Raw genomic sequence first — 12,835 nt, forward strand, 5'->3', positions numbered from 1 at the left:
CTATGCGTAAGCAAACAAAATATATTTTATTAGCCATTGTTACTTTAAGCGTTACAACTGTTTTCTCTCAAAGCAGAAAAAACGATACTATTAATACAGGTGTTATTGATGTTGTGAAACCATATACACCTTCAATTTCTGATGCTTTTAAGGTAAAAGAGATTCCGTCTTTAGATGATGAAGAAACAGCGACAAAAAAAGAAATTAAGTATAACATTTTTTCATTTCCAGTGGCTTCAACATTTACACCTGCAAAAGGAAAGGCAGCTGTAGTTGAAAAAGCTAAACCTGCTAAATTATATGATAATTATGCCACTTTAGGTTTTGGAACTTACACTACAATTTTAGGAGAAGTGTATTTAAATCATGCTATTAGTAGAACCGAAAGTGTAGGTGGTTATGTTAGCCATCATTCATCGCAAGGTGGTATAGAAGATCTATCTTTTGATGATAATTTTTCAACTACAAAAATAAATGCTAATTATTCAAGCAGATTGCGTGATTTAGCGTGGCATGTTGAAGGTGGTTTTCAGCAACAAATGTTTAATTGGTATGGTGTGCCGCAATCTCAAATTGCTCAAGCACAAACTAATAATATTGATGTAGATCATTCGTTTTACAGTGCGTACTTTGGCGGTGATATTTCATTCGAAAACACATATATTAATTCTGGAAGTTTATTTTTTAGGCGCTTTGGAGATAATCAAGGTTCTGGTGAAAATAGGTTTATTGCCAAAGCCAAAATAGATATGCCAATACAAGGTGAAGAAATTTCGACTGATTTTAAATTTGATTATATAAACGGAACATTTGATAGGAGCTATTTTTTTAATAATGAATTAAGACATAGTAACTTTCAAATAAGCGTTTCTCCAACTTATCAATTAAAGGAGGACGACTTAACGCTTAATTTAGGGGCTTCAATTTCATATTTAAGAGATTCTGAAACTAAAGAAAACAGCATCTATTTATATCCAAATATAACCGCCACATACAGATTGGTTAACGATGTTTTAATTGCCTATGGAGGTATTCAAGGTGAATTAATTCAAAATTCATATCACGATTTTGCAACCGAAAATCCATTTGTATCACCAACTTTAATGGTTATGCCGACAGATCAGCAGTACAATGCGCACATTGGTTTAAAAGGTAAGCTTTCAAGTAATATGAGCTACAATATTAGTGGACGTTATTTAGCTGATAGAAATAAAGCGCTCTATAGAAACAACGATGTTACTTTAACAAGTCAAAACTATTCCTACGGAAATTCTTTTGGAATTGTTTATGATGATGTTGATACCTTTGGAGTTGCTGGAGAAATTAATGTTGATGTAAACCGAAACTTTAAATTAGGCATAAAAGCCGAATATTTTAAATATACAACCGATACCGAAACAGAAGCTTGGAATTTACCCGATGTAAAGGGCTCATTATTTTTAGATTATCAAATAAATGAGCATTGGTTTGCAGGTGCTAACTTGTTTTATATTGGAGAACGGAAAGACCAGTTTTTTTTAAACAATGGAATTACTATTACTACACCTTTTACAATGGTTTTGGATAGCTATTTTGATGCTAATGCACACTTAGGGTATCATATAAATGACAAAATTTCGGTGTTCGCAAAGGCTAATAATATAAATAATAAAGCGTATCAACGTTGGCAAAATTTCCCGGTGCAAAGTATCCAGTTTTTAGCTGGTGCTACTTTTAAGTTTGATTTCTAAAGTCATTACGAGGAGTGTAACGACGCTGTAATTTTTCAAATTGAAATCAATAGTTTAATAAAACATCCATGATTAATATTTAATCACACAACCAAATGATTATTTAGGATGTTACATGTGACCGTTGAATAACAATAAATATAAACACATGAAAAAGATAAAATTTATTCTACTTCTTTTCTGTTTCAATCTTTGTATTTCACAAAGTGAAGTTCAAACATTAAATCTTTATGATGCTGCTTTAGAATTAACAAACCAAAAAGTGACTTACGACCCAAGTTATTTCTCAATAGATTATCCAAATGGCGATGTGCCAAGTGATAAAGGCGTTTGTACCGATGTTATAATTAGAGCGTATAGAAAATTAGGTATCGATTTACAAAAGGAAGTACACGAGGATATGAAAGCTAACTTTAATGTGTACCCAAAAATATGGGGGTTAAAAACTACCGATAAAAATATAGACCACAGACGCGTGCCAAATTTAATGGTGTATTTTAAACGCCAAGGTGCAGAAAAGCCAATTACTAAAAATGCCAACGATTATAAACCTGGTGATGTGGTGTGTTGGAATTTAAGAGGAGCAACAACACACATTGGTATTGTAGTAAATAAAAAATCAAAAGACGGAAAGCGTAACTTAATCGTTCATAATATTGGTGCAGGTCAGGTTATAGAAGATTGTCTTTTTAACTTTAAAATTATAGGGCATTATCAGACTAACTCAATTTAGCCAAATAATCAAAATGCTCACCTTCAAAAATTAACTCGCATTTAAGTCCAACAGAAGTGCAAGCAGTTGATAGCGTATTAAAATCTAAATACAACCATTTCATTGGGCTTTCTTTTTTATCTTTATAACTCAAAAAATAATCGAGTTCGCCATAATAATTCGCATTCATATCTTGCCAAAAACCACCATCTTCATCTTCGTACATATATTTAATATCTGACGAATCGATTAAAATCTGTCCGTTTGATTTTAAAAGATTTTTTAAATGTGATAAGTGTTTTGAAACTTGTGATAATTCTTGAAAAATTCCTGTGCCATTCATTAGTAATAAAATGGAATCAAACGTATCAGTTTCATTTAAAATATTTTTTTCTTCGGCACGCAAAATACCACGCTGTTTCGCTACTTCAATAGCACCTTTTGAAATATCGATAGCTTTCACTTTAAAACCTTTTTCTTGTAAATACAAACTATGGTTTCCTGCTCCGCAGCCAACATCTAAAACCGAACCTTTTGCTAATTTAAGTGCTTTTTTTTCCAACTTTGGCATATCCTTAAAACCCCTAAATAAATAGGGGATAGGCAATACATCTTCATCAGAAATGCTGGTTGAAGTAATAATGTCTTCAGTGTAATTTCCGTTTTGGTAATCTAACAATGCGTTTCCGAAAAGGTCTTTTAAATTCAATGTTTAAAGTTTAAAATTATGGGTTGAGTAGTTTTCGTAATTTAGCTCCAATAATAAATATTGAATATTGAATATTGAATCCAAAATAGAAAGCCTGCCAAAGCAAGCCAAAGATAAGCATAACGAAAACAAAAAATTCTTTGCGAAGCTTAAAAAGAAACCACCAAAAAATTTAGATTATGTGATGCAAGAATTGCACGACGAAGCGTTTGAAAAAACCGACTGCTTAACTTGTGCTAATTGTTGTAAAACTACAGGGCCATTGTTTACCGATAAAGATATTGATAGAATTTCGAAACATTTTAGACAGAAACCACAACAATTTATTGGACAGTATTTACGAATAGACGAGGATAACGATTATGTGTTACAAAAAGTACCGTGTTCCTTTTTGGGAGGGGATAATTATTGCTCCATTTATGAAGTACGACCAAAGGCATGTAGAGAATTTCCGCATACGGATAGAAAAAAGTTTCAGCAAATCTCTAATTTAACATTAAAAAATGTGGCTATATGTCCTGCGGCTTTTAATATTGTTGAGGGCATGAAAAAGAAAATTAAGATTTAGTTTCTAGTTTCACCTCCTGCAATTTAGTGTGTAATACTTTGCGTCTAAGCGTTTTTCGAGAACATCTTTATTTTTCCTATATTTAAAAAAAAAATCTTTGTTCATGGAAACATTGTTACAATATTTCGAAACCATTCCGCCGCTACATCGCGGACTTATAATTGTTGTAGGTTTAACTTTTTTCTGGTTTTTAGAAGGTGTGACTCCATTGTTTAATTTTAACTATAAAAAATGGAAACATGCGATTCCTAATATCTTTTTTACAATAACGACCATTTTGGTTAATTTGCCAATGGCATTTCTTTTATTAATGTCGTCCGATTGGGTAATTGCTAATAATTTTGGCATTTTAAATTGGTTGCCAGACATCTCTTTAACATTATATACAGTTTTTGGGGTGTTATTAATGGATTTTTTTGGAGCATATTTGCCACACCTAATAGAGCATAAAGTACCACCTTTGTGGATGGTACACTTGGTGCATCATTCCGATCATAAAGTAGATGCCACAACAGCTAACAGGCACCATCCTATTGAAAGCATTATTCGTTATATTTTTACTTTAATAGGTGTTGTTATTATAGGTGCACCTATTGGTATTGTTATGTTGTATCAATCTTTATCAATTATAGCAACCCAGTTTAATCACTCCAATATTAGACTACCTAAAAAAGTAGATAAATTAATAAGTTATGTATTAGTTTCACCTGATATGCACAAAGTACATCATCATTATAAAATGCCTTTTACTGATTCTAACTATGGCAATATTTTTTCAGTTTGGGATAGATTATTTGGAACGTATATGGAATTAGATACCAATAAAATTGTATATGGTGTTGATGTGTTTCCAGATGAAAAAGAAAACAACAATATTAAAGATTTATTGAAACAACCTTTTCAGAAATATAGAAAACCCAATAATTAAATTTGATGATTAATAAATTAAGAATTGTTTTAATTATTATTTTTTGTAATTTTTTTATGAACTGCAATGAAGCTATAGATATTCAAGGACATCGTGGTTGTCGTGGTTTGATGCCAGAAAACACCATTGAAGCTTTTGAAAAAGCCATACAGCTAGGTGTAAATACCATTGAATTAGATGTGGCAGTTTCTAAAGATAACATTGTTGTTGTATCTCATGAACCTTTCATGAGTAGAACGACTTGTTTGGACGTAAACGGATTTGAAATACACCAAAAAGACGATAAAAAGTACAATCTTTATCAAATGACTTTTGATAGTATAAAGCAGTTTGATTGTGGCACAAAATTTCATCCGAGATTTAAAAATCAACAAAAACTTAAAACGTATAAACCGTCTTTAGATGAAGTTATAAAAATTTCTAAAAAAATAAATCCAAATATTAAATTTAATATAGAGCTTAAATCTAACCCTGAATACGACAACATATTTACACCAAATCCAAAAGGATTTGTTGCTCTTGTTTTAAGAGTAGTAAATGATAATAAGGTTTTTAAAAACACTAATATTCAGAGCTTCGATTTAAGAATATTAGAAGAAACTAAAAAGCAATCGGCAAAAATGAAAATTGCGCTTTTGGTTGAAGCTAATGAGAATATTTGGGACAAACTAGCTTTAATGAGTTATTGTCCAGAAATAGTAAGTCCAGATTACAAACTCTTAGATAAAAAAAAGGTAAGAAACTTGCAAGCTGAAAATTTTAAAGTGATTCCTTGGACAGTCAATAATGTAAAAGATTTGCAGCAAATGATTAATTTTAAAGTAGATGGCATAATCACAGATTACCCAGATAGATTGATAAATCTACTTAAATAATAAAATTGTCAGTTAGAGTAATTCCGATTTTTATCGAAATTGTACTTCGACAAACTTAGCAGAACTATCGAGAAGTTAATTATAAATTAAATACTTTGCCCTAACCTTTTTAAACGCTTTTAAGTCATCTTGCCATGTTTCTTTTATGGCTTCTTCAGTCCATCCATCAACAATTTGTTTTTGTAGTTTGTCTGTTCCAGCATGTCTTGTAAATCCGCTAGTAAGAAAAAATGAAGATTTATCGGTTGAATTTTTATAAGCTTTTATAATCCATTTTAAGGTCATATAACCATTAATAGTTTCATCTTTTAAATCTTCGCCATAGCATAATGCGTTTTTGTGTTTTGGATTTTTAGCACCAAAATTTTCAACAGGTGTATAAGTAAATTTAAGCTTTTTTTTATTTAAAAAAGGTGCGCCATAACGTTGAAATTGAAACTCTGTTCCACGACCAGCATTAACAGTTGTACCTTCAAAAAGTCCTAAACTTGGATATAGCTTTATAGATTGATCGTTTGGTAAATTAGGTGAAGGTCTTATAGGCAAACTGTAAAAGGTATCGTGTGTGTAGTTTTTAACAGGTATAATGGTAATGTCACACTTTAATGCTTTTGTTAACCAATTTTCACCATTTACCATTTTTGCATACTCGCCAATTGTCATACCATGTACTAAAGGGATGGGGTGCATGCCTAAAAAGCTTTTGTTTTCAATCTTTAAGGTTGGGCCATCAACATAATGTCCATTAGGATTTGGTCTATCAAAAATTAATAACGGAGTACTAGCTTCAGCACAAGCCTCCATAATATAGTGTAATGTAGAAATGTATGTGTAAAAACGAACACCAACATCTTGAATATCAAAAATCATAATATCGATATTTTCAAGTTGTTCTTTAGATGGTTTTCTGCTTTTGCCATGAAGTGAAATAAGAGGTAAATTAGTTTTTGTATCAATATCATCTTTAACAGATTCGCCAGCATCAAAATTACCACGAAAACCATGTTCTGGAGCAAATACTTTTTTAATATCAATATTTAAAGCCATTAAAGAATCAACAAGGTGTGTGTAGATTTTATTAGATTCATCTTTAAAAATTACTGAAGTCTGATTTGCAACAACACCAACACGCTTTCCTTTTAATAAGGTTAAATAATTTTTAGTTTGATTTGCACCAACAATAATTTTTTTGTCATTCTTAACTTGTTTCAGAATCTCATCTTGATTAGTACCTAAATTATCTTTAGGTTTCGATTTACTTCCGCAAGAAATCATTACTAAAACAAATAATAAAACTGTATTTTTGAAAACATTAAACGATACCATATAAATTGAATTACGAGTTTTTTATAGCTAAACGCATTATTGGAAGTAAAGCGTATAAAAGTAGCATATCTGCTCCAATAATAAAAATTGGTATTGCAGCTATTGCCATTGGTATTGTGGTAATGATGATTGCTATAGCTACAGGTATTGGTTTGCAACAAAAAATACGCGATAAAGTAGTGGCGTTTAACGGGCATATTACAATAACAAATTACGATAGTAATAATTCGCAAGAAAGCGCAGTCCCAATATCTAAAAACCAAGAGTTTTATCCAGATTTTAAATTGGTTGAAGGGATTAATCATATTCAAGCTGTAGCAACAAAATATGGTGTTATTCGAGACGAAAACGTTTGGGAAGCTGCTATTTTAAAAGGGGTTGGATTAGATTACAACTGGAGCTATTTTAAAGATTTTTTAGTAGAAGGAAGATTACCAGATTTTAGCAAAAAGTGGAGTGAAGAAGTTTTAATATCTCAATATTTAGCAAATAGATTGCAATACAAAATAGGCGACGACTTTCAAATGTTATTTACTAAAGACGACCCTTATAATATACCAAGTAGGGTTAAATGCGTTGTAGTTGGTATTTATAATTCGGGATTTCAAGAATTTGATAAACAATATTTAATAGGAAACATTCGTCATTTACAACGCATTAATAAATGGGAAAAGGATCAAATTGGTAGTTTCGAAGTTTTTATTAACGATTATAGTGAGTTGCAACAAAAAGGTATCGAAATTTATAAAAATACGCCATCAACATTAAATACACAAACCATAGCCGAAAAATACTATTCAATTTTAGAATGGATTAAAATTTTCGATAAAAACATCTATGGTATTATTGTTATCATGATACTTGTGGCGGGTATTAATATGATAACTGCTTTGCTTGTTTTAATACTAGAACGCACCCAAATGATAGGTGTTTTAAAGGCTTTAGGTAGCACTAATTTTAGTATTCGTAAACTATTTATTTACAACGCCTCATACCTTATTTTATTAGGTTTGTTGTGGGGTAATATTTTAGGTTTAGGCATATTGTTTGCCCAAAAATATTTCAAACTATTTCCGCTCGATCCAAGTGTGTATTATGTTACCGAAGCACCAGTGTTTATTAGTTTTGGCTATATTGTAGCTTTAAACATTGGCACACTCGTACTCTGTTTGCTCATGCTTTTAGTGCCATCTTACATTATTACAAAAATATCGCCAGTAAAAGCAATGCGGTTTGAATAATTTAAAAGAAAACTTCTGAAAATTAATATTTTAGAAAATTATTAACCTGTAGTTTAAGGGAAAGAGGCAATCTTTTTGGGCGTTTTAACACGCTTTTACTATTCAATCTTTTTGCAAAAAAAAAGCAAAAAGGATTTCAAACATTTAGCCTGCGATGAGCGCAGTCAAACCTTTCAATCGTTAACGCAAACTAGAACTCGCATTATTAACATTAACTTATAAAAATAATCGTAGTAAAACCTTAAATTTGCACTGTAAATATATCATGGATTACGCAAAAAATATATTAGAAACTATTGGTAATACGCCACTGGTTAAAATAAATACTCTAACTAAAAACTTACCGTGTTTAGTGCTATCAAAATACGAAACCTTTAATCCTGGGAATTCTACAAAAGATAGAATGGCTCTTAAAATGATTGAAGATGCAGAGGCAGACGGTCGTTTAAAACCTGGGAGCACAATTATAGAAGGCACTTCGGGTAATACCGGTATGGGTTTAGCCTTAGCAGCTATTGTAAAAGGTTACAAATGTGTTTTTGTAATTAGCGATAAGCAGTCCAAAGAAAAAATGGATATTTTACGAGCCGTAGGTGCAAAAGTGATAGTATGTCCAACAAACGTAGAACCAACAGATCCACGAAGCTATTATTCTGTTTCAAAACGATTAAGCCAAGAAACACCAAACTCTTGGTATGTAAATCAATATGATAACCCTAGTAATGCCAAAGCACATTACGAAAGTACAGGTCCAGAAATTTGGAGACAAACCAATGGTAAAATCACGCATTTTGTGGTTGGCGTTGGTACTGGAGGCACCATTTCTGGTGTTGGTAAATATTTAAAAGAACAAAACCCAAATATTAAAGTTTGGGGTGTAGATACCTATGGTTCGGTATTTAAAAAATATCATGAAACAGGGGAGTTCGATGAGAATGAAATTTACCCATATATCACAGAAGGTATTGGCGAAGATATCTTACCAGAAAATGTAGATTTTTCTATTATTGATGGGTTTACAAAAGTAACCGATAAAGATGCAGCTATATACACACAAAAATTAGCCAAAGAGGAAGGTATGTTTTTAGGTAATTCGGCAGGTTCTGCCATTAAAGGTGTTTTGCAATTAAAAGAACATTTCACAAAAGATGATGTTGTGGTGGTATTGTTCCATGACCATGGAAGCAGATATGTAGGTAAAATGTTTAACGACGAGTGGATGCGCGAACGTGGATTTATAGAAGATGAAAACACCACCGCCGAAGACCTTGTTAAAAATACTAAAAATCAAGATTTGGTAACTGTAAAAACAGAAGAGTTAGTATCACATGCTATAGAGCGCATGAAAAAGTATAAAATATCTCAAATACCAGTTGAAGATTCTGAAGGATTTGTTGGCGCTATTGATGAAGCAGATTTGCTACGTATGTATATTGAAAATAAAGATATTTCAGATTTGCCAATAAAAGAGGTAATGAATAAACCATTTCCGGTAGTTAGTAAAAATACAGCTATCGAAGATATTTCTAAACTATTCAACAGAGATAATAATGCGGTTTTAGTTAAGCTAGATGATGGAGTTCATCAAATTATTACTAAGTACGATATTATTAGTGCTTTGTAGTTTTTGAAAATTCAGGTTCGTTTATAAGTGAGTGAAATGAGACTGTATGAAAAGATAGTCTTTTTTTGCAATTTTTTGATTTGATTATGGTTTTGATCTTCTTTACTCTTATAGATGATATCAATTCCTTAATTCGATCAATAAGTATTGACCACTGATTGTTAATTAGTATGACACCATCATTACTAATAAATAAACCTGTATTTCTTGCCATTTCATATTTTTTTATTAAAACTAAGCCATTCTTACCATTCCATAGGAAAATTTGGATTTATAAACGAAGATTTTCCTTTGCCTCCATATTTCCATAAATCAAAAGGAGTTCGCTCTCTTTTTTGCATCAGGAAATGGGATTAACGAATCTGTGTAACCAGAACCCAAGCCATAACCGAGTTAATATAATTTTTTGTAATAGCTCTAGGAGATTCGAGCAAATGAAGCTTGTTGTTTATTATCTGAAAACTTAAAAAAATAAACTAACAATTAATAACGGAAATCCTAATCGTTTTTTACTATGATTTTTTTATTTTAGTGGCATGCAAGAAGATTTTCTAAACCATATATGGCAACTTAAAAAATTTAAAACTAATCATTTAAAAACTACAAGTGGAGAGAATATTGTTGTAGTTTCAGTTGGTCAGCACAACACAAATTCTGGCCCAGATTTTTTTAATGCACAACTTAAAATTAATAACCAACTTTGGGCTGGTAATGTAGAAATTCATATAAAATCTTCCGATTGGTTTTTACATAATCATGAGCAAGATAAGGCTTACGATAATGTTATTTTACATGTGGTTTGGGAACACGATACTAATGTTTACAGAAAAGATAACACAACAATTCCAACTTTAGAATTAAAGAATTGTGTCTCTAAATCGGCTTTAAATAATTATCAGCAATTATTTTCTAAAACTAAAAAATGGATTAACTGTGAAAATGATTTTAATAGTGTTGATGATTTTATAGTCCAAAATTGGTTAGAACGTTTGTATTTTGAGCGTTTAGAACGAAAGGCTGAAGATATAGATAAACTATTAAAAACATCAAAAAATGATTGGGAAGCCGTTTTGTTTAAAATGCTTACTAAAAATTTCGGACTTAAAGTTAACGCTGATGCATTTTTAAGTTTGGCAAATTCAACAGATTTTTCAGTAATTAGAAAATTACAAAACAATCAAACCAGTTTAGAGGCTTTATTTTTTGGTCAAGCTGATTTATTAAATGCAGAAGTTCAAGATCCTTACTCACAAAGTTTAATTGAAGAATATCAATTTTTAAAACAGAAATTTAAATTATCCAACAAAAGCATTACGCCTATTCAATTTTTTAGACTACGACCATCAAATTTTCCAACTATTCGTTTATCCCAGTTAGCAACTTTGTATTATAAAGAACAAAATTTGTTTTCAAAAATTAATAAATTAAATACCATTAAAGATTTCTATTTGCTTTTTTCGATAGAAACGTCGCCGTTTTGGGAGTTTCATTACACCTTCGATAAGGTTTCAAAAAAATCAAAAAAACAACTCACAATAGCATTTATAGATTTATTGATGATTAACACCATTATTCCAATAAAATTTGCTTATGCAAAGTATCAATGTAAACAAATAGAAGAAGATATTATAAAATTAATTCAGCAAATAACTTCAGAAAAAAATAGCATTATCGAAAAATTTAATTCATTAAAAAAAGTGTCAGCTTCTGCTTTACAATCGCAAGGGTTACTCCAACTAAAAAATGAATATTGTAATAATAATGCATGCTTACAATGTGCTGTTGGTAATACACTTTTAAACAAATAAACTTAGAAACTTTTAAACTAAAAAAGTAAGTGTTAAATTGCAACATGAATAACATCTACAAACCATTATTATTTTTTCAAAAACATGGGTATTATGTTTGCCAGCGTATTGCCGATAGGTTTGGTATTAGAGCTAAAGTGGTACGTACATCTTTTATGTATCTTACTTTTGTAACTGTTGGTTTTGGCTTTGCACTATATTTATTTTTGGCATTTTGGATGCGTATTAAAGATTTAGTTTATACAAAACGCTCATCGGTTTTTGATTTATGAATCCACTATTTAAAATTTTTAGAACTAAAATTTACACAGCAGTAATTTTGCTAGTTTTATTATTGCTTGTTGGGGTTGTTGGTTATAAATCTATGTCTAACTATACATGGATTGATGCGCTTTACATGACTGTAATAACTATTACCACAGTTGGCTTTAAAGAAGTACATCCGCTAGACGATGCCACTAAAATATTTACAATATCATTAATTTTAACAAGCGTTTTTATTTTAGGGTATGCCTTGTCTGTAATTACCGAATATATTTTAAGTAAAAATGATTTAGAAAAATTAAAACAAAAAAAGATGCAGAAAATGATTGATAGTTTAAAAAATCACATTATAATTTGTGGCTACGGAAGAAATGGCAGACAAGCTGCAACTAAATTATTAGCCTATAATAAGCCATTTGTTATTATAGAAAAGAACAAGGAATTGGTTGATAAAATTGAAAATAACCAAACACCTTTTGTTTTAGGAAACGCAAGTGAAGATGAAACTTTATTGCAAGCTGGTATTGATAGAGCATCATGTTTAATAGCTGCACTACCAAGCGATGCCGATAATTTGTTTGTCGTTCTTTCAGCAAGACAAATTAATAAAAACATAAATATAATAAGTCGAGCATCTCAAGAAACATCTTATAAAAAATTAAAACTTGCAGGAGCTAATAATGTTATTTTACCAGATAAAATTGGAGGCGACCACATGGCCTCATTGGTTGTTGTGCCAGGATTAATGGAATTTGTTGATAATCTTTCAATAGTTGGAAAATCTAACATTAACATAGAAGAAATAGCAGTTGAAAAATTAACTAACGATGTTAAAACTATTAAGGACTTAGATTTACGTAAAAAAACGGGTTGTTCAATTATTGGTTATAAAAATCAATTGGGAGAATATTTGGTAAATCCAGAAGCCGAAATGAAACTCGAACCTAATTCGAAAATAATAGTTTTAGGTCGCCCAGAGCAAATAGATAAGCTTAATTCTGTTTACAATATAGATTAAAGGATTCTCTATTTTAACGAGGTATATTTTAT

The 12,835-nt window shown here is 30.8% G+C and carries 12 protein-coding genes; 10 read left to right on the forward strand and 2 right to left on the reverse strand.

Features of this window, described 5'->3' with window-relative positions; genetic code table 11:
- Positions 1 to 2: 2 nt before the first annotated feature.
- Together L3X37_RS14205 and L3X37_RS14210 are read left to right on the forward strand one after the other, a co-directional pair.
- Positions 3 to 1,730: a TonB-dependent receptor gene (locus tag L3X37_RS14205; RefSeq protein ID WP_237240834.1), complete on the forward strand. Its 1,728-nt coding sequence runs from the start codon at positions 3 to 5 to the stop codon at positions 1,728 to 1,730.
- Between the two features lie 148 nt (positions 1,731 to 1,878).
- Positions 1,879 to 2,463: a DUF1287 domain-containing protein gene (locus L3X37_RS14210; RefSeq protein ID WP_237240835.1), complete on the forward strand. Its 585-nt coding sequence runs from the start codon at positions 1,879 to 1,881 to the stop codon at positions 2,461 to 2,463.
- Here the strand turns inward: L3X37_RS14210 and L3X37_RS14215 are convergent.
- Complete coding sequence (locus L3X37_RS14215; RefSeq protein WP_237240836.1) at positions 2,450 to 3,151, reverse strand: class I SAM-dependent methyltransferase; 702 nt, start codon at positions 3,149 to 3,151, stop codon at positions 2,450 to 2,452. The genes L3X37_RS14210 and L3X37_RS14215 overlap by 14 nt on opposite strands.
- A 73-nt stretch (positions 3,152 to 3,224) precedes the next feature.
- On the opposite strand from L3X37_RS14215, the gene L3X37_RS14220 reads away from it, so the two are divergent.
- The 3 genes from L3X37_RS14220 (at position 3,225) to L3X37_RS14230 (ending at position 5,522) form a co-directional block, all read left to right on the forward strand.
- The gene (locus tag L3X37_RS14220; RefSeq protein WP_237240860.1) at positions 3,225 to 3,719 is read left to right on the forward strand and encodes a YkgJ family cysteine cluster protein; all 495 of its coding nucleotides are present in this window, start codon (positions 3,225 to 3,227) and stop codon (positions 3,717 to 3,719) included.
- A 103-nt stretch (positions 3,720 to 3,822) separates the two neighbouring features.
- Complete coding sequence (locus L3X37_RS14225; RefSeq protein WP_237240837.1) at positions 3,823 to 4,647, forward strand: sterol desaturase family protein; 825 nt, start codon at positions 3,823 to 3,825, stop codon at positions 4,645 to 4,647.
- A gap of 56 nt (positions 4,648 to 4,703) precedes the next feature.
- Positions 4,704 to 5,522: a glycerophosphodiester phosphodiesterase family protein gene (locus tag L3X37_RS14230; RefSeq protein WP_237240838.1), complete on the forward strand. Its 819-nt coding sequence runs from the start codon at positions 4,704 to 4,706 to the stop codon at positions 5,520 to 5,522.
- 75 nt (positions 5,523 to 5,597) lie between these two features.
- Here the strand turns inward: L3X37_RS14230 and L3X37_RS14235 are convergent, their stop codons facing one another.
- Complete coding sequence (locus L3X37_RS14235; RefSeq protein WP_237240839.1) at positions 5,598 to 6,848, reverse strand: exo-beta-N-acetylmuramidase NamZ family protein; 1,251 nt, start codon at positions 6,846 to 6,848, stop codon at positions 5,598 to 5,600.
- Between the two features lie 5 nt (positions 6,849 to 6,853).
- On the opposite strand from L3X37_RS14235, the gene L3X37_RS14240 reads away from it, so the two are divergent.
- The 5 genes from L3X37_RS14240 (at position 6,854) to L3X37_RS14260 (ending at position 12,803) form a co-directional block, all read left to right on the forward strand.
- Positions 6,854 to 8,089: an ABC transporter permease gene (locus tag L3X37_RS14240; RefSeq protein ID WP_237240840.1), complete on the forward strand. Its 1,236-nt coding sequence runs from the start codon at positions 6,854 to 6,856 to the stop codon at positions 8,087 to 8,089.
- A gap of 265 nt (positions 8,090 to 8,354) precedes the next feature.
- Positions 8,355 to 9,713 (forward strand): pyridoxal-phosphate dependent enzyme, encoded by a 1,359-nt coding sequence (locus tag L3X37_RS14245; protein WP_237240841.1) that lies wholly within the window; start codon positions 8,355 to 8,357, stop codon positions 9,711 to 9,713.
- A gap of 536 nt (positions 9,714 to 10,249) precedes the next feature.
- Entirely contained in the window at positions 10,250 to 11,521 is a 1,272-nt protein-coding gene (locus L3X37_RS14250) for a DUF2851 family protein (protein ID WP_237240842.1), read from the forward strand.
- A gap of 44 nt (positions 11,522 to 11,565) precedes the next feature.
- A complete protein-coding gene (locus tag L3X37_RS14255) occupies positions 11,566 to 11,793 on the forward strand; it encodes a PspC domain-containing protein (protein ID WP_189360545.1) in 228 nt (75 codons plus the stop codon).
- Entirely contained in the window at positions 11,790 to 12,803 is a 1,014-nt protein-coding gene (locus L3X37_RS14260) for a potassium channel family protein (RefSeq protein ID WP_237240843.1), read from the forward strand. Before L3X37_RS14255 ends, L3X37_RS14260 begins: the two co-directional genes overlap by 4 nt.
- Positions 12,804 to 12,835: the final 32 nt, after the last annotated feature.

Source organism: Wocania arenilitoris (assembly GCF_021728535.1).
Classification (GTDB): Bacteria; Bacteroidota; Bacteroidia; order Flavobacteriales; family Flavobacteriaceae; genus Wocania_A; species Wocania_A arenilitoris.

What these genes read in the sequence shown, in the direction of transcription:
- L3X37_RS14245 (WP_237240841.1), top strand. Translation starts at nt 8,355, where the DNA reads ATGGATTACGCAAAAAATATATTAGAAACTATTGGTAATACGCCACTG.
- L3X37_RS14255 (WP_189360545.1), top strand. Translation starts at nt 11,566, where the DNA reads ATGAATAACATCTACAAACCATTATTATTTTTTCAAAAACATGGGTAT.
- L3X37_RS14235 (WP_237240839.1), bottom strand. Translation starts at nt 6,848, where the DNA reads ATGGTATCGTTTAATGTTTTCAAAAATACAGTTTTATTATTTGTTTTA.
- L3X37_RS14225 (WP_237240837.1), top strand. Translation starts at nt 3,823, where the DNA reads ATGGAAACATTGTTACAATATTTCGAAACCATTCCGCCGCTACATCGC.
- L3X37_RS14210 (WP_237240835.1), top strand. Translation starts at nt 1,879, where the DNA reads ATGAAAAAGATAAAATTTATTCTACTTCTTTTCTGTTTCAATCTTTGT.
- L3X37_RS14260 (WP_237240843.1), top strand. Translation starts at nt 11,790, where the DNA reads ATGAATCCACTATTTAAAATTTTTAGAACTAAAATTTACACAGCAGTA.
- L3X37_RS14250 (WP_237240842.1), top strand. Translation starts at nt 10,250, where the DNA reads ATGCAAGAAGATTTTCTAAACCATATATGGCAACTTAAAAAATTTAAA.
- L3X37_RS14230 (WP_237240838.1), top strand. Translation starts at nt 4,704, where the DNA reads ATGAACTGCAATGAAGCTATAGATATTCAAGGACATCGTGGTTGTCGT.
- L3X37_RS14205 (WP_237240834.1), top strand. Translation starts at nt 3, where the DNA reads ATGCGTAAGCAAACAAAATATATTTTATTAGCCATTGTTACTTTAAGC.